Genomic DNA, 16,901 nt, shown 5'->3' with positions numbered 1-16,901 from the left:
GCCATGAGACTGATCCCGCTCCGCCCAGGCACCGCCGCGACCTTGGGCGGCTCCACCTGGGCGGACCGGTGGCCGCAGGGCTCTGCGTCGATCTACGGAGTTCGGTCCGACGGCCGGCTGACCTACGCGGTCGTCGACGCGGCCACGGGAGCGCGTACGCACGGCCCGGTGGTGTCGTCGGGGTCGCTCGGTTTCGTGCCCGCCGCGATGGCGACGCTCAACCTGACCACCGTCCTGGCCACGACGGCGTCCGGTGACCTCCACCGCATCGACGTGCTCGCCAACAACACGTCGCTGACGTTCAACGCCCCCGTGCACCTCGGTGACGGCTGGCCGACCGGCCTGCTGGCGTACGACGGCGACGGTCACCTCTACGGCATCGCCGACGGCGAACTGACGCGCTGGACGGTGACGGCGAGTAAGCCGGAGGCCGCCAACCTCACCGGCCCGCTCGTGATCGGCTCCGGATTCGCCCTGACGACGCTGACCACGACCGGTCCGGATCGCCTCCTAGGCACGGCCCCCGACGGGCGGCCCACTTCCTACCGCATCCGAGGCGCGAACGATTGGACCGTAGCGGCCTCGACGACACCCTTCTCGCCCGATCTGACCAGCCTCGTCTCCCCCGGCGGCGGTGTGTGCTTCGGTCACCTGCCCGACGGCTCGCTCCACCGCTTCCTCGACCGGAGCCCGGCCGGCGACGGGACCGATCTGGTCGAGACGGGCACTGTCGACACGGACGGCTGGCGTCAGGTGATCCTGTCGGCCCAGCCCAGGACGGTCAGCTGACTCGCCAAATTCCCACTAAGCCGATAGGCTTACTGCGTGTTGCGCTTCCACTGGTTCCTCCCGACCTCGGGCGACGGCGATCAGGTCGGCGCGGCGACCGTCACCGCCGGAGCCGCCGACCATCGCCGGGCCGCCACCCTGGACTACCTCGCGGAGGTCGCCGAAGCCGCCGAGGACAACGGATTCACCGGCGCGCTCACCCCCGTCGGGTCCGGCTGCCCCGACCCGTGGATCGTGTGCTCGGCCGTCGCCGCGCGTACCAGTAGGTTGAAGTTCTTGGTCGCTTTGCGACCGGGTTTCGCCTTGCCGACGCTGATCGCGCAGCAGGCACAGGCCTTCACGCAGCTGGCCGGTGACCGCCTGGCGCTCAACATCGTGACCGGCGGCGACAGCGGCGAGCAGCGCGCCTACGGCGACTTCCTGGACCACGACGCCCGGTACGCCCGGACCCGCGAGTTCCTGCAGGTGCTGCGCGAGTCGTTCGTGGGCGAGCCGTTCGACTTCCACGGCGAGCACTTCCGCATCGAACGAGGCGGCCTGAAGCAGCCGCAGTCTCCGGCGGTCCCCCTGTACTTCGGCGGCGCTTCGCCGGCGGCGGAGCAGGTCGCGGCGCGGCTGGCCGACACCTATCTGATGTGGGGCGAGCCGCCGACGGCGATCGCCCAACGAGCCGACCGCATGCGTAAGCTCGCCGCCGCGCACGGCCGTGAGCTGCGCCTGGGCATCCGGTTGCATGTCATCGCGCGCGAGACCGCCGACCTGGCCTGGGCGGAGGCGGACCGGCTGCTGGCCGGGATGAGCCCCGAGCGCATCGCGGCAGCGCAGGCCCGCTTCTCCACTATGGACTCCGTGGGCCAGGCCCGGATGGCGGCCCTGCACGGCGGCAGTGCGGCGAAGCTGGTGATCTCGCCGAATCTGTGGGCCGGGGTCGGGCTGGTCCGCGAGGGCGCCGGAACCGCCCTGGTCGGCAGCTACACCGAGGTGGCCGACCGGCTTCGCGAGTACGCCGCGATCGGCCTGTCGGAGTTCATCCTGTCCGGCTGGCCGCACCGCGAGGAGGCAGAACGCGTCGGCCGCCACGTCCTGCCCCTGCTCGCCGAATCGGCGATTCCCGCCTGAGCTTGTTCCGCCTCGGGTCAGCTCGCGGGGCCGGCGGTGAACACCGCGACGTCGCGGTCGAAGCAGACGACGATGCGGCCGTCGGCGGTGACGTCGACCGCGGAGACCTGCTCGGGGAACTCCAGATCCGGGCTGATCTTGTCGAACGTGACGAGGCTGTACGCCGACACCGTCCGGCGGATCGCGACGACCGCGACCGGATGGCCGTCGACCGTGGCGGCGGCGAGCGCGTCCAAGTGTTGGCGGCCCAGGTGGCCGATCTGCTGGGCGGTGGCGACGTCCCACACCTTCGCCTGGACGTCGCGCCAGTCGTCATAGGTGGTGACGGCGAGGCATCGGCCGGCCGCGACGGTGGCGGCCACGAGCCGGACCGGTTTGCCGTTGCCGCCGGTGGTCTGGACGCTGGTGTCGCGGTTGGTGACGAGGTCGCGGACCTTGAAGCCGCCGCCCCAGCGGCCGAGGACGGCGACCGGGCGGCCGTCGAGCGTGGTGGTGGCGAGGTCGTGCACCCATCGGTGGTCACTCGCGCGCGGCTTGCCGGCCTCCTCCCCGGTACGCAGATCCCACAGCCGGATCTTCTTGTCGTCGCCGGCGGTGATGGCCCGGGGCTGGCCTTCGGTGTCGTCAGTCCCGATCGACGTGATCGGACGGTGGTGCGCGGTCAGCGGTGCGCCGGCCGGTTTCCCCAGCTCCAGGTCCCAGCGGTGCACAATCCCGTCCGCGCCTCCTGTGACGGCGACCGCCTGGCCGTCCACATTGGTCGCCGCGACCGCGGTGACCGCGCCGGTGTGACCGGTCAGCGGCACGCAGACCTGGTCGCCGGTCGACAGGTCCCAGACCCGGACGGTTTCGTCGTCGCCGCCGGTGACCACTACCGGCCGACCCGCCACGGAGGTGGTGGTCACCGCCCTGATCTCGGCGCCGTGGCGTACGGGCTTGTCGGCGGGCTCGCCGACGACCAGCTCGGACACCCGGATGGTGCCTTGGTCGCACGTCGACACCACCACCGGGCGACCGTCCACCGTCGCCGTCGTCACCCCGATCACATTGCGAGGGTGCTGGGGAAACAGCTCACCGACCAGTTCGGCGGTGGTCAGGTCCCACACCTGGATGGTCGGCGTTTCCCCGTGGCAGACCAACGCCACTGGTCGGCCATGCACGACGGCTGTCGACACGCGGTCCGTGTTCCAGTCGACGGCTACCGGGAGGTCGGTGACGGGTAGTCCGGTGGCCAGGTCCGACACGAGGGTGGTCAGGTGATAGCCGCTGGAGACCGCCACCGGCCGGCCGTCGGCCAGCTCCGCGACCGCGAGCGTGCTGACCTGGCCGGGATGGTCGGTGTGATCGGCGTGGCCGGTGAACGGGCTGCCCACAGGTTCTCCCGTGTCCAGGTCCCAGACCCGGACGGTCTGGTCGCCGGCGGTGACGGCGACCCAGCGGCCGTCCAGCATCGCGGTCGCGACCGCGTACACGGGACCGGTGTGGCCCCGGATCGGCGTCATCACCTCCTGGCCGGTGGCCAGATCCCACACGCGGGCCGTCATGTCGTGGCAGCCGGTGACCACCACGCGCCGGCCTTGACGCTCCGCGATCGCGAAGTCCCAAATGGTGTCGGCCCGTAGCTCGATCGGCTCGCCCACCGGCCGGCCCGAGGCGAGCTCCCACCGTCGAACGGTGTCGTCGCTGCCGCCGCTGATCACGATCGGGACATCGTCCAGATCAGACACCGTGATCGCCCGCACCTCGTTCGTGTGACCGGCGAAGGGGGCGCCCACGAGCCCGCCGGTCCTCAGGTCCCATACCCGCACGGTGTGATCACCGCTTCCGGTGACCGCCACCGGGCGGCCGTCGAGGACCGTCGTCGTCACCGCCATCACCCAGGAGGTGTGTCCGTCGGCGGAGCCCACCGGCGGGCAGCACAGGCCACCCTTTGGTGCCAGACTGGTCCACATCGGTCGGATACGCCACGCAGGTGTTTGAGCAGACAATGTCGACATGCGGGGCAGGATAGCCGCCGGCACCGACAGCCTCCGGGCCGGCGTTCTGGGCCGCCCGGTCCATGTTCGACAACGCACTGAGGATCGGCTGCTCGTGACAGCCGTCATCCGATCAATGTCTCTCGATGCGCCATCCGGTCACCGAATCGTGCTCCTCGTGCCGATCCGGACTTGTGATCTGGACCACATTGGGCGACGAGCCTAGTGTATCCACCGTGCTCACTTCCTCGATCGAGCACGACTGGCGGAACGGGGTCTGGCTGGCGTGGCTGGCTGGCGAGTTCGCGCGCGACGGGCACGTCCGGCTGCGGCGGATCGTCAGCAAATGCCTGGCCGACGACCCGGCCGGAATCGTCGTGGACCTCACCGAGGTGACCTCGGTCCTTCCGACGTTGCCGACTGCGTTGGCCACCGAGCAACGGCGGGCAGCCCGCAGCGGCGTCTCCCTGGTCTACGTCCTGCCGGAGGATCGCGCGGCGGAGCTGAAATCCGGTGTGGCGGGCCGGCACCTGATCATCTGCCCGACGGTCGCGGCAGCCCGTTTCCTCGCTGGCCTCGTCACCCCGCATCGCTGGCTGCACCTGGCGCTCGATTCGCGGCCGCAGTCCATGACGAAGGCACTCGATCAAACTCGGGCCGCCTGCCTCACCTGGGGCGTGCCCGACCTGGCGGCCGCCGCCGAATCCGTCACGGCCGAACTGGTGACCAACGCGCTCAGCCACGTCGGGGGCGTCGTGCGGCTGACCGTGTCGCTGCAACAGGATCTGCTCCGCATTCGGGTGCACGACCGCAGCCGCCGAGTCCCGATCCTGGCAGCCGCCAGAGCCGAGCCGGTCCGCTGGAATCAGACGACCGGGCTGGAACGAGTCGCCCAGTACGCCGCGGCCTGGGGCGCGCGGACCGTCGACGACGGCAAGATCGTGTGGGCGACGGTGCGGGCACAGATCACCGTCCTCGCTCCGTCACCTCGACCGGCGCCGGCGGACGCTCGTCACACCGAGCCGCCCAGCCTTTCGACGGCGCTGCTCGTCGTCGGCGGGCTGACCCTCGATTGCGCCGGACGGCAGGCGTGGCTCGACGGCCGGCTGCTACACCTCTCCGACCGCGAGTACGACCTGCTCAGCTATCTCATGCACCATCCAGACATGATCGTCAGCAAGAAGGAGCTGCTGACGAACATCTGGCATCGGTCGCCCACCTCGACCACCCGTACGCTCGACGTGCATCTCTGCTGGCTGCGCCAGAAGCTCGACGACGACATCCGGGCGCCCCGTTATCTGCACACGGTTCGAGGCCTGGGCATCCGTTTGAGCCCGCCGCCCGCCGACTGAGCATGACCTGGATCACATCCGGCCACCCCATCGGCGAATGCCGACTTGCAGAAACCTTCAATTGCTCATGTCATGCAAGTGTGGCTCGGGAGGGGTGCGCATGGTTCCGCTGTATCAGAGGAAAGCGGAGTTCTTCCGTACGCTCGGCCACCCCGTGCGGATCCGGGTCCTGGAGTTGCTCGGCGACGGCCCGCTGGCCGTCCGCGATCTGCTGGCCGATGTGGAGATCGAGCCGTCGAGCCTGTCCCAGCAGCTGGCCGTGCTGCGCCGCGCCGGGATCGTGACCTCCCGCCGCGACGGCGGATCGGTGGTCTACGAACTTGCCGGACCGGATGTCGCCGATCTCATGGCCGCCGCCCGCCGCTTCCTCACCGAGATGATCGAAGGACAGTCCGAGCTGCTGGAAGCGCTGCGCGACGAACCGGCCGCCGCGCGATGAGCACGCTGACCCGGCTGCTGCCCACGCGCTCCGACCTGGCGGGGATGCTGCGCCGGCCGCGTACCGATCTGATCGCCGGGCTGACCGTGGCGGTCGTCGCGTTGCCGCTGGCGCTGGGCTTCGGCGTCACCTCCGGGCTCGGCGCGGCGGCGGGCTTGGCCACCGCCATCGTGGCGGGCGCCCTGGCTGCCCTGTTCGGCGGCTCGAACCTGCAGGTCTCCGGTCCGACCGGGGCGATGACCGTGGTGCTCGTCCCGATCGTGCATCGCTACGGGCCCGGCGGCGTGCTCACCGTCGGGCTGATCGCCGGCGTCTTCCTCGTCGCCTTGGCCGTCATGCGCGCCGGACGCTACGTCCGCTACGTTCCGGCTCCGGTCGTCGAGGGGTTCACGGTCGGCATCGCGGCCGTCATCTTCCTCCAGCAGGTCCCAGCGGCGCTGGGCGTCGAAGCGTCCGGCGGGGAGAAGGTCACGGTGGCCGCCTGGCACGCGATCGTCGACTTCGTCCGGGCACCGCACTGGGCCGCGCTCGGTCTCGCCCTCGCGGTCGCGACCGTGATGCTCGCCGGAGCACGGTGGCGGCCCACCATCCCGTTCTCCCTGCTCGCCGTCGCCGCGGCGACTCTCGCGACGGCTCTGTCCGGGCTGCCGATCGCCACCATCGGCGCGCTGCCCGCCACGCTGCCCGCCCCGTCGCTCGGCTTCCTCGACCTGGCCGCCGTCCCCGGTCTGCTCACGTCGGCACTGGCGGTGGCCGCCCTCGCCGCGCTGGAGAGCCTGCTGTCGGCCACCGTCGCCGACGGCATGAGCGTGGGCCAGCGGCACGACCCCGACCGGGAGTTGTTCGGCCAGGGCCTCGCCAACCTGGTCACGCCTTTGTTCGGCGGGGTGCCGGCCACTGCGGCCATTGCGCGTACGGCGGTGAACGTCCGCGCCGGTGCCCAGTCCCGGCTCGCGTCGCTCACCCACGCGATCACCCTCGCCGTCATCATGCTCGCCGCCGCTCCGCTGGTCGCCCACATCCCGCTCGCGGCGCTGGCCGGGGTCCTGCTCGCCACGGCGGTACGCATGGTGGAGGTGAGTTCGCTGGCGGCGCTGGCCCGCTCGACCCGGTCAGACGCGCTGATCCTCGCGTTGACCGCCGCCGCCACCCTGGCCCTGGACCTGGTCGCCGCCGTCGGCATCGGGTTGGCCGTCGCCTGTGTGCTGGCGATCCGCCGCATCGCCCGGGCCACCACATTGGAGACGGTGCCGCTCGACGTCACCGATCACCACGCCGAGGAGGCGGCGCTGCTGCGGGAGCACATCGTCGCGTACCGCCTCGAAGGCCCGCTGTTCTTCGCCGCCGCGCATCGTTTCCTGCTGGACCTGTCCGACGTCGCCGACGTACGCGTGGTCATCCTGCGCATGTCCCGGGTGCTGACGATCGACGGCACCGGCGCGACCGTGCTCCGCGACGCGATCGAACGGCTCGAACGTCGGGGCATCACCGTCTACCTGTCCGGTTTGCGGCCGGGCCACGAGCGCGCCATCGCCGCGACCGGCATCCTGTCGCGGCTCGCCGCTCAGGGCCGCGTGTTCCCCGACACGCCGCAGGCCATCGCCGCCGCCCGCATTCTGTTGCAGCACAACGACTTCCCGGCGGTCGCCGACCCTGTCGGCGCAGTGCGTACCGCCGCGTCCTGACCCCACCCGATCCGGCGGCGCTGCGGCTGTGCCCAGGGCCTGACCGGCGCCCAACTGGTGGGCACCGGTCAGGCCCGGCGTCACGCCAGGTTGTGCAGCTTCTTGAACTCCAGCGTGTACGCGAGCTTGCCGGGCTTGGCGTCGCTGTACGGCTTGGAGAGCTTGTCGAACTCGCCCTTGTTCGCCGCCTTGCCGTCGTTCCACGCGGCGAGCACGCCGAGCTGGGAAGCGGTGAAACCGCTGTCGATCACGCTGTCGCCCGGCAGCGCCGTCATCGTCTGGGTCAGCGTCTTGACGGTGGCCAGGTAGCTCGCCAGGTCGTTCTGGTTCCACGCGGTCAGGTCGACCGGCTCGGCGTCTCGCACCCAACTGCCCCAGTAGAACTCCTGGAATGGCAGCCCGTTCTGGGCGTAGCCGATGTCACGGCCGAAGTAGAGCAGGCTGCGGTACTTGTCGTTGGTGAAGTTGGCGAGGCCGACGCTGGTGGGCAACTTGTTGACCGTGATCGCGACACCGTCGGGCTGACGCAGGTACACCCACTTGTCGGCCTGCATCTGAGCCCAGAAATCCTGCCGGGTCAGGGTCGACAGGTTGGCCTGGACCCGCAGGCGCACGTGCAGGTTCGCGCCGCCGTCCGGAGTCTCGTAGAACGAGGTCAGGGTGTGGTGGCCGTCGGTGAGGAAGGGTTCGCCGCCGGGGCCGATGACCACGGTCTTCATCGCGGCGACGCTGTCGGCGGTCTCCCCGCCGACCGGCAGCTCACAGGTGAACGACGCCGGGTCGTCCAGCCGCGCCCCGGTCTGCACGCTGGCGGCGGCGATCCGGCCGTCGGTCTCGCACCAGTCGTCGAACTTCTTGTTGATCGCGTCCTTGCCGAGGGTGTAGCGGCCGAGCTTGTAGTACACCTCGTCGTAGCCCAGGGACGGCTGCGTCGGGTGGACGTCGCCGATGCGCACGTCGAGCAGGTCACCGGCCTGCGCGCACAGGTAGTGGGCGTACCGGGTGTTGCGGTTGTCGTGGCCGCAGAAGTCGGGCCGCGTACCGGGCGCTCCCGGGGCGGCGGTCGCGACCGGCGTCAAGGCGTACACGCCGGCGCCGACGACGGCGAGCAGGGCCGCGCCGAGCACGGCTACGCGGATGGTGGGCAGGCGCATGAGACAGCACGCTCCTCGATGACGATGGGGGTCGTCGCGAGCGTGCCGGTGATCAACCAACTAGCTGTGCCGGCCTGGTGACATCCACGCGAACCGCAGGGAAACGCTGCTCGGTGACGCAGGCCACCACCTCGTCCGCGGCTCGGCAGGTCGATCCGGTCACACCGTACGCACGCCTCACCGCTGGCCGAGAGCCGACCGGCAGCGAGCCGTTGGGTTCTACCGCCGTCGATTGTTAACCTCGAAGGGCACCCAATAAGCTACGAAAGGTTCTAGTTGGTGAGATTTGCGGAGAATGTGGGAGTTCTGGCGGCGCCCGCCGTCACCGTGCCGGCGACGATGACCGGTCGGCAGCTGGCTACGGTGCTGCGGCTACGTGCCGAGACCTCCGCAGCGGTCGTACGCGATGGCGACCGGCGGGGGCTGCTGACGCGTGCCCAGCTCAGCGAAGGACGCGCCGACAGCCAGAGCACGGGAGCGGTCGGCGACACCGCGGCGTGGGACGCGCTGCGTGTGCGCTGGGACACCAGCCTGGCCACCACCGCCCACCTGCTGCTCACCACGCCCGACGCCCAGCGGCATGACCAGCTGCTCGTCGATCTCCCCGACGGCGAGACGGGGCTGCTGCCGATCAGCCGGCTGTTCCGCGAACTCGCAGACCGCGCCGACGGGCCCGAGCTGCCCGTCCAGCAGGCCGATGAGCCGAGCGGGCACGACGAGCCCGCCATCGACGCCATGATCGACACCGGTCAGCTGCGCGTCTACTACCAGCCCATCGCGGACACCCTGGACGGCTCGATCGTCTCCGCGGAGGCGCTGGTGCGCTGGGAGCACCCGACGCGCGGACTGCTGGCGCCGGACCGGTTCCTGCCGGCGTTCGCCCGCGACGGCAGCCTTCCCACACTTGATCGATGGGTACTCGGCCAGGCTTGTCACGACCTCGCCGAACTGCGCCACGAGCTCGGCGAGCTCGCACCCCAGTGGGTGAACGTCAACATCTCCCGCGCGTCCCTGCGTACGGACTTCGATGCCATGATCAGCGACGTGCTGGCCACCACCGGCATCACGCCCGGCCGGCTGCGCATGGAACTGCCCGAAGACGCCGACCTGCCCGCGTTGACCGAGGTCGCGGACCGGCTGGCGCGGCTCGGCGACCACGGCGTCCGCTTCACCCTGGACGACATGGGCACCGGAGCCACCAACCTGCGTTACATGTCGGCCCTGCCCATACACGGATTCAAGATCGACCGGATGTTCGTCGCGGGGATGGCCGACAGCGCCCAAGACCGCACGATCGTCCAGTTGCTGGCGGATCTCGGCCAGCGGCTCGGCCTGCGGGTGACCGCTGAGGGCGTCGAGAACCCCACCCAGTTGCGGATGCTGGCCGAACTCGGCGTCACGTACGCGCAGGGCTATCACATCTCGGCGCCGCTGCCACGCCAGGAGCTGACCGAGTTCCTCACGCGCCAGCCCGCATTCTCAGCTGTATCAGGCTGACGCTCTCCTCGGTCGGAGACGCCGGCCCGCGCACTGCGCGGGCCGGCGTTTTGGCATCACGCGGGGGTCACGACCACGGGTACAGCACGAGGGTCCATTGCGTCGGCGAGTCCTGACGGCAGTCGAACGCGCTGTAGTTGAGGTAGTGGTAGGTCTCCTCGGCTCCACTGTCGTCACACGACTGGAACGTGCTGTAGACGCCACCGTTGGCGACCTTCTGCAGGAGCTTGGACGAGACGTAGTCGCCGACCTTGTTGCCGGCGGCCACGCCGTAGTCACCGTCCCACTGGTAGTGCACGCCGAGGTAGACGCGGCTGCGGGCGTTCTCGGTCGCGGCGGCGCTGAAGCTGGCGAAGGTACGCGTCACGCCTACGGCGTGCGGGTCCTCCGTGGTGCCGGTGAAGGTGACGGCGTCGGTGCCGAAGTATCGCTCCATCGCCTTGGCCCATGCGCCGCCGAAGGTCGCGTGGCCGGAGACGTACGCCGGGAAGGGCGGGCTGAAGTTCACCCCGTTGCGGTCGGCCGACAGCGGCCGCCAGGTCGTGTCGGCGGTGGTGGCGCTGTTGCCGTCCGTGTCGGCCAGCTGGATCGCGGACTCCGGCCGCCACAGGTCGATCGCGGTCAGATACTTGGCGTCCCAGGCCAGAATCCCGGCGTCGGCCATGGCCGAGCCGACGAGCGCGAACAGGCGGAGGTTGGCCAGCTGGTCCAAGCCCCACTGGGCGGACACGATCCGGGTGAAGGCGAACAGCTGGCCCGGCGGCTTGTAGGTGCCGTCGAGGTCGTTGGCCCAGAACCAGGCGATCTGCGTCTGCGTGGCGGTCCGCGTCGAGCCGGTCGATCGGCCCAGGCTCTTGACCTCGTTCACCTGCGCCGCGTACGCGGAGCTGGCCAGCAACGCGGGCATGGTGCTGTATCCGCCCGGCAGCTGCGGTCGCAGTTGGCTGGTCTTGTAGCTATCGGTGAATCGGGAGAACGGCACGACCTTGCCCCAGTTCGGGGTGGCGGCGTTACCGGAGCCGGTGGGCCGCCAGAAGCCCGCTGCGGTGCTCGGCGTGTACGGGGTCGCATCGGTCGAGTTGTCGTTGGTCCGGTAGCTCACCATGTTCTGCCCGGCTTTGACGCCGATGCTCTGGCCCTGCTGCTGTGCGGCGTCAATGGGAATGCCGTCCTGGGCGGCGGTCAGGTCGGCGGCGAAGCTGATGCTCGGGTAGACGCTGGACAGCACGGTGTAGGCCGCGTAGTCGATCGCGGTTTCGACGTCCGGGTTGTTCCAGGTGGAGATGGTGTTGCTGCCCGTGTAGTCGATCGCCAGGCAGTTGAACACGTCGTAGCTGCCGCTCTGGTAGCACTTGATCGTGTTCACCGATTCGAACATCGCCAGGTGCATCATCGCGCCGGCGCGGGCGAGCGGGCCCGGCGCGCCACCAGCGGTGCGGTAGGTCTTCAGCAGCACATCGTTCCAGTACAGGACGTGATCGCCGATAGGAGCCGCCTGCGCCGGCGTGGGGGCGACGGCGGTGCCGGTGGCCGCCAGAGTGACCGCGACCGCTGCGAACAGCAGCCGCTTAAAGGGATTTCGCATGGCTTCGTGCTCCCTCGTGTCTAGTGATCGCCATGACGAAGCCGAGTCTTTGGTCCACAGACGACGATCAAATGACGGGAAGATCACGAATTGGTATCTAAAAATAGAAATGCCCCGAACTAACAGATAGTTCGGGGCATTGCACCGTCCGTACGTATTGCCCCCTGACACGGCCGTGTCACGTCACCCCACGGTGGACGTCACGGCGTGATCAGAAGCACCGCAGCCGCCGGCGTCGTTCCGCGTACCTCCGCGGTCAGCGTGTAGGTGTAGTCAGCGGTGACCGAACCCGGGAACAGTTGGATGGCACCGGTCTGCTCGCCGGCCGGAATGAGCACGCTCTGCTCCGACATGCGCACCGGGCCGTAGGCGGAGCCGTAGAAGTAGACCCTTGTCGCGGCCGAAGCCGGCGACGTCAGGGTCACCGACGCGGTGACTGGATCGCCACCACCTTGCACTGTCGCGGCGCTGAGATCCACCGTACGCACCGCCACCCCGGCCGGCGGCGCGGGCGGGAACACGCAGAGCACTGCGGACGCCTGACCGCCCCCGTACGTGGCGCGCAGACCTACCGTCTGGGTGTACGCCTGCTCCGGGTCGGCGACCGTCGTGGCGCTGAACGTCGCCGATGTGGCGCCGGCGGGCACGCCGACGGTCGGCGGCACCCCCACCGTGGCGCTGTCGCTGCTGATGACGACGGTGGCGCCCCCAGCCGGCGCCGCCGAGGACAGCGTCACCGTCGCCGTCGCGACCCCTCCCGCCGTGACCGAGGCCGGCGCGAGCGTCAGCGATCGGACTTGGGGCGCCGACGGGGGGACGTGGACGACAGTCACCGCGGCACTGAGCGATGTCGCTTCGTACGTCGCCGTGACCGTGACGGTCGTGTCCGTGGCGACCTCGGCGGCAGTCAGCGTGAACGAGGCGGTCTTGCCGCCCGAGGGCACCACCACCGAAGTGGGTACGCTTGCCGCCGAGCTGCTGACGGCGAGCGCGACGGTCGCTCCCGTCCGGCCGGCCTTGCATTCCAAGCCGACCTGTCCGGTGAGGCGACCGCCCGCTTGCACCGTGGGACCGGACAAGGTGAGCGACGTCAGTCGCTGCTGGCATTGCGTACGACCGGCCATCGCCGGAGTCACGGCACCCAGCGCACAGATGTTGGCGGCCAGAACCGCCGGGACGAACAGCTTCCAGGCCTTCACGAGCATGACCGTAAGCACTTCCGCGTCCATATGGGAGATCGACGGGCGCGGCTTCCTCAGACCGTAAGAACTTCAGCCGCGACATCGAAGGCGGTCGCGCGCTGGTCGATCGCTATTCTGATCTGCCGTCGCGTTCAGTCATCTCGGCCAAACCCTGGACTTGCCCCTCGTGCACATCGGTCACCCACTCCCAGCCCGGCTTGGCCGACCGGCCGATCCGCGGGTCGCTGGGAGTATCGCCCCTACCCAAGGCGAGCACGTACGCCCGATCCCGCTCGATCCGCTCGCGCAGCTGAGCGGCTCCGCCGACCGATCCGTGCCCTGGGATGACGACGTCGACGTCACCCGCCACGTCTTCGAGCAGCCGCAGCCCGGCGAGGTACTCCTCGATCGGGTCCCCGGCACCGCTCAGATCGAGCATCGGAATCAGGACGTCGGAGAGCATGTCGCCGGCGACGAGGACGCCACACTCTTCGACGAACAGGGCCGCGTGGCCGGCCGCATGCGCCCGATGCTCGATGATCCGGACCTCCGGGCCGTTCCACGGAATCCGCACCGCCCCGGCGGGCAGGCCGTCGATCTGGCCCAACAGGTCCAGCGGCACCTCGATCTCCGGCGGCAGATCCTCCGTGACGAGGTCCCGCCAGTTCGCGTCCGACAGGAACGCTTCGATCGCAGCCGCACAGCGGGCGGTGCCGTAGCGCGGCGCTTCGCCCAGCGTGGCGTGCCAGAGCAGGTGATCCCAATGTGGATGCGTCGAGAACCCCGCCACGACCGGTCCACCCAGCGCACGAAGGTCGTCGGCGATCGCGATCATTTCCCGGTCGGTGATCCCGGCGTCTACGAGCAACACACCCGCCTCGCCTTGCACGGCAACGGCGTTGCTCTCGATGAACTCACTCTCGTGGACCCGTACGCCCTTCGCGACTTCCCTCATCATGAGCGTGCCTCGCTTACTTCGGAGACGGCGTAGCGGTGCATCGTGACGCCCGATCGGAGTGTTCGCTGCTCCAGCAGCTCGAGGTCGATCGGCGTGTCGTAGTCGTCGAACAACGGCCGGCCGAATCCGAGGTACGCCGGATGCGTCCAGAGCATCAGCTCGTCGAGCAGCTTGGCCCGCAGCAACTGGGTGGCAAGCGTCGCGCCGCCCACGCTGATGATGCCGTCGGTCTGGGCGCGCAATGCCGCCAGTTGTTCGATCGCGTCGTCTCCGCCGATGATCCGCGTGTCGTGATCAGCGGTCTGCCGCGTACGCGAGACGAGCACCTTGGGCTTGGCAGTCCAGATCTCCCCGTACTCCCGCATGTAGTCCGGCAGCGACGCGTCGTGCGGCGCGCGTGGCCAGTACTCCTCCATGACCTCGTAGAAGACCCGGCCGTGGACCATGAGCGCCAGCTCCCGCGTCCGGGCGTTCGCCTCCCGGTGCAGTTCTTCGTCGATGCGCAGCCACTCGCCGGCGCCGTTGTCCCCCGGTACCTGCTCGATCCGCAGGTCGAGGGACACGTTCATCGAGTAAACGAAACGGCCCATCCGCTTCCCATCCATAGTGATTGCGTTTTGCAACCACTATAGTTGGGGCGGCATACCTGTCAAGGAGGAGTCGTGGAGTCACCACCTGGGTGTCCGATCAGCGCCGCCGTCGACGTACTCGGCGACCGCTGGTCCCTGCTCGTGCTTCGCGACGTCGTCTTCGGCGACCGCCGCTACTTCCGGGCGCTGCTCACCGGATCGGTCGAGGGCATCGCGTCGAACATCCTCGCCGACCGCCTGGTGCGGCTCGTGGAGGCGGGCATCCTCACCCGTGGCACCGCCGCTCGAGGCCAGCGCGCCCGCTACAGCCTCACGGAAGCCGGCATCCAGGCGCTTCCGATCATCTGCGCCCTGGGCGCCTGGGGACTGGACTGGCGCCCTGGAAGCGACGGCCTGCGGCGTCGGCACCAGCTGATACGCGAGCGAGGTCTGGCGTTCATCGAGGAGCTGATGGACGAACTCCGTACCCGTCACCTGGGCGCGCCGTCGAAGCCGCACGACGGCCCGGGCCCGTTCGAACGGCTTGACGCAGCCGACGTGCCATAACTCCGCTGTGGACGCTCAGCTGACGGACTCCGGCCCAGGTGGCGCGGACCGCGCAGTCGTCGCGTCGTCGCCTCCCGTGGCTCGCAAGGCGTAGATCGACGCCTGAACGACACCGGTCGACGTGCGAACGTTCGCTGTGACGCGCTGGTAGCTCGGCCCTTCGAAGTCGTCTAGTCGGGGCCAGTGCGCCGGAAGGTCGGCCGACTCGAAGACGTGGACCTCGACCGCGGTTCCGCTGGGATCGAGAACGATCGCCGGGAAGCCGAGGCCGGCGCCCCAGCCCGCGATGAGCCGCCCGCCGTACTTCGCGGGCGGCTCATCCGGTCTAGCGGATCAGAAGTCGCCGCCGAAATCGCCGCCACCGAAGTCGCCGCCGCCGAAGTCCTCGTATCCGCCGCCGTCGTAGCCGGCCTCGGTGGCGCCGGCGTCTTCGAAGCCGGCGCTGTCGGCCCCGGCGTCCTCCGCCCCAGCCCCGTCGGCGGCTTCGGCATCGGGAGCGAACGCGTCGCTGATCATGTCGCCGATGATCATGCCGCCGAAGAAGCCGAGGGCCGCGCCACCAAGGCCGGCCGCGAGGGCTCCGCCCATGCCGGGTCGGCCGTGGTAGCCACCGTACTTGTAGCCCTGGTGGCCCTGCCCGGCGTAGCCGTACTGCCCGGGACGCCCCTGGCCGTGCGGTGCGTAGCCGGACTGGTGCGGCTGCATGAAGGAACCGGGTGCCACGGGTGCTGGCTGACCGAGCTTGTCCAGCGCGGCCACGACCCAGCGGTCGACCTGCGCCGTCCACCCGTTGTCGGCCGTCAGCCGCTCGACGTCCACCGGCGAGAGGTCATAGCGATCGGCCGCACCGGGCCGGGACGCCAGCTCGACGAAGATCGTCGTCACGTCCGCTCCTGTCCCCGCGAACAGGAACGTCAGCATCGGGATGTGCGGGCCGGGCTGCTGTCCCTCCGGGATGGGGGCGTAGAAGGTGATGGCCTGTGCGGCCGGGACGGGCAGGCCCGGGGTCGCTCGCAGCTCATTGCGGACGAACCGGCAGCCGATCGTGCCGAGCGCGTCGACGATGCTCTGCGGCACCTGGCCGGCGTCCACCGCCATCGGGTCGAAGTCGGTCTTGCCGCTGCCGGACGCGACCGCCACCTCGGTGCGTACGCCCAGGCCGACGCCGGGCATCGTCTTGCCGTAGAGCCGGGTGAACGGTGTGTTCGCCGGCAGCGGGACGGTGAACGGGATCGACGGCGTCTGCCCGTCCATCACCCGCAGGCCGCCCGCGACCGCGAACCGGCCCAGCTCGATCTCGCCACGCTGCCCGCCCGCCAGCAGGATCACCGTGATCGCCGCGACGTCGGTGTCGGACTTGGCCCGCAAGTTGACCTGACCCGACAGCTGACCGCCGGTGACCGGCGGCTGCGCAGACAGCACCGTGTCCACCTCGACTCCGCCGAAGCCGAGCCCAGCGAGCAGTTTCTTGAAGACCATGGGAGTGCGTTCCCTTCATGTCAGCAGTGCTGGAGGTTTGTGGACTCAGGCCGCCGCGCCGATAGGATCAGCCACACGGGGCAAACTATCACGCGTAACTGTACGGTTGCTGAGGAAGGGCTGGTCGTGGCGTTGATGCGGATAGGCGAACTGGCCGCCACAGCGGGTGTCAGTTCCAGGACGGTCGACTACTACACGCAGCTCGGTCTTCTCGCGCCTGCCGAGCGCACCGCGAAGGGCTACCGGCTGTACGCGGCCCAGGCCGTCGGCCTGATCGGCGCGATCCAGACGTTGGAGCAGGCGGGTCTTCGACTGGAGTCCATCGCCGGCCGGCTGCGCAAGTCCACGGACGACCTGCCCGGAATCGTCGACAGGCTCGGCCAGGACCTCCGCGCACTGCACCAGCTGGCGGACACCGAGAAGGCCGCCGAGACGAACGCGGTCGTCGCCGCCTTGATCTCCCGCGCGCACGACCTCGTCACGGCTGCGACCGAGCTTCTCGGCGCACTCCCCCAGATCTGAACCACAGTGCACGTAGTACTGGGGGGCCA

At 69.8% G+C, this 16,901-nt stretch carries 15 protein-coding genes; 8 read left to right on the top strand and 7 right to left on the bottom strand.

Annotation, left to right across the window (positions count from 1 at the left end; all coding sequences use genetic code 11):
- Positions 1 to 3 precede the first annotated feature (3 nt).
- Positions 4 to 789: a hypothetical protein gene (locus HDA40_RS37530; RefSeq protein WP_253762671.1), complete on the top strand. Its 786-nt coding sequence runs from the start codon at positions 4 to 6 to the stop codon at positions 787 to 789.
- 36 nt (positions 790 to 825) lie between these two features.
- Complete coding sequence (locus HDA40_RS37525) at positions 826 to 1,908, top strand: LLM class flavin-dependent oxidoreductase (protein ID WP_253762669.1); 1,083 nt, start codon at positions 826 to 828, stop codon at positions 1,906 to 1,908.
- Positions 1,909 to 1,925: 17 nt separating this feature from the next.
- Here the strand turns inward: HDA40_RS37525 and HDA40_RS37520 are convergent, their stop codons facing one another.
- The gene (locus tag HDA40_RS37520; protein WP_275978395.1) at positions 1,926 to 3,860 is read right to left on the bottom strand and encodes a WD40 repeat domain-containing protein; all 1,935 of its coding nucleotides are present in this window, start codon (positions 3,858 to 3,860) and stop codon (positions 1,926 to 1,928) included.
- A 260-nt stretch (positions 3,861 to 4,120) separates the two neighbouring features.
- Between HDA40_RS37520 and HDA40_RS42365 the strand changes: the two genes are divergently transcribed.
- The 3 genes from HDA40_RS42365 to HDA40_RS37505 all read left to right on the top strand — a co-directional run bounded on the left by HDA40_RS42365 (position 4,121) and on the right by HDA40_RS37505 (position 7,360).
- Positions 4,121 to 5,236: a winged helix-turn-helix domain-containing protein gene (locus HDA40_RS42365; RefSeq protein WP_253762665.1), complete on the top strand. Its 1,116-nt coding sequence runs from the start codon at positions 4,121 to 4,123 to the stop codon at positions 5,234 to 5,236.
- Positions 5,237 to 5,336: 100 nt separating this feature from the next.
- Positions 5,337 to 5,675 carry an ArsR/SmtB family transcription factor gene (locus tag HDA40_RS37510; RefSeq protein WP_253762662.1) on the top strand — a complete coding sequence of 113 codons (339 nt, stop codon included), beginning with the start codon at positions 5,337 to 5,339 and terminating at the stop codon, positions 5,673 to 5,675.
- Positions 5,672 to 7,360 (top strand): SulP family inorganic anion transporter, encoded by a 1,689-nt coding sequence (locus HDA40_RS37505; RefSeq protein WP_253762653.1) that lies wholly within the window; start codon positions 5,672 to 5,674, stop codon positions 7,358 to 7,360. Before HDA40_RS37510 ends, HDA40_RS37505 begins: the two co-directional genes overlap by 4 nt.
- Before the next feature lie 80 nt (positions 7,361 to 7,440).
- Here HDA40_RS37505 and HDA40_RS37500 read toward each other — a convergent pair whose 3' ends face one another.
- Entirely contained in the window at positions 7,441 to 8,514 is a 1,074-nt protein-coding gene (locus HDA40_RS37500) for a ParB/Srx family N-terminal domain-containing protein (RefSeq protein ID WP_253762651.1), read from the bottom strand.
- 279 nt (positions 8,515 to 8,793) lie between these two features.
- Between HDA40_RS37500 and HDA40_RS42360 the strand changes: the two genes are divergently transcribed.
- The gene (locus tag HDA40_RS42360; protein WP_253762649.1) at positions 8,794 to 10,011 is read left to right on the top strand and encodes an EAL domain-containing protein; all 1,218 of its coding nucleotides are present in this window, start codon (positions 8,794 to 8,796) and stop codon (positions 10,009 to 10,011) included.
- A gap of 67 nt (positions 10,012 to 10,078) precedes the next feature.
- Here HDA40_RS42360 and HDA40_RS37490 read toward each other — a convergent pair whose 3' ends face one another.
- The 4 genes from HDA40_RS37490 to HDA40_RS37475 all read right to left on the bottom strand — a co-directional run bounded on the left by HDA40_RS37490 (position 10,079) and on the right by HDA40_RS37475 (position 14,325).
- Positions 10,079 to 11,596 (bottom strand): vanadium-dependent haloperoxidase, encoded by a 1,518-nt coding sequence (locus tag HDA40_RS37490; RefSeq protein WP_253762648.1) that lies wholly within the window; start codon positions 11,594 to 11,596, stop codon positions 10,079 to 10,081.
- A 200-nt stretch (positions 11,597 to 11,796) separates the two neighbouring features.
- The gene (locus tag HDA40_RS37485; protein ID WP_253762639.1) at positions 11,797 to 12,795 is read right to left on the bottom strand and encodes a hypothetical protein; all 999 of its coding nucleotides are present in this window, start codon (positions 12,793 to 12,795) and stop codon (positions 11,797 to 11,799) included.
- 112 nt (positions 12,796 to 12,907) lie between these two features.
- On the bottom strand, positions 12,908 to 13,735 hold the full coding sequence (locus HDA40_RS37480) for an MBL fold metallo-hydrolase (protein WP_253762637.1): 828 nt from the start codon (positions 13,733 to 13,735) through the stop codon (positions 12,908 to 12,910).
- Entirely contained in the window at positions 13,732 to 14,325 is a 594-nt protein-coding gene (locus tag HDA40_RS37475) for a dihydrofolate reductase family protein (RefSeq protein WP_253762635.1), read from the bottom strand. Before HDA40_RS37475 ends, HDA40_RS37480 begins: the two co-directional genes overlap by 4 nt.
- Positions 14,326 to 14,397: 72 nt before the next feature.
- On the opposite strand from HDA40_RS37475, the gene HDA40_RS37470 reads away from it, so the two are divergent.
- On the top strand, positions 14,398 to 14,871 hold the full coding sequence (locus tag HDA40_RS37470) for a winged helix-turn-helix transcriptional regulator (RefSeq protein ID WP_253762633.1): 474 nt from the start codon (positions 14,398 to 14,400) through the stop codon (positions 14,869 to 14,871).
- 333 nt (positions 14,872 to 15,204) lie between these two features.
- Here the strand turns inward: HDA40_RS37470 and HDA40_RS37465 are convergent, their stop codons facing one another.
- The gene (locus HDA40_RS37465; RefSeq protein ID WP_253762631.1) at positions 15,205 to 16,350 is read right to left on the bottom strand and encodes a sporulation protein; all 1,146 of its coding nucleotides are present in this window, start codon (positions 16,348 to 16,350) and stop codon (positions 15,205 to 15,207) included.
- 135 nt (positions 16,351 to 16,485) lie between these two features.
- Between HDA40_RS37465 and HDA40_RS37460 the strand changes: the two genes are divergently transcribed.
- Positions 16,486 to 16,872 (top strand): MerR family transcriptional regulator, encoded by a 387-nt coding sequence (locus HDA40_RS37460; RefSeq protein WP_253763942.1) that lies wholly within the window; start codon positions 16,486 to 16,488, stop codon positions 16,870 to 16,872.
- Positions 16,873 to 16,901: the final 29 nt, after the last annotated feature.

This window comes from Hamadaea flava (genome assembly GCF_024172085.1).
Taxonomy (GTDB): Bacteria; Actinomycetota; Actinomycetes; order Mycobacteriales; family Micromonosporaceae; genus Hamadaea; species Hamadaea flava.
This window is presented reverse-complemented; position numbering and strand designations above follow the sequence as displayed.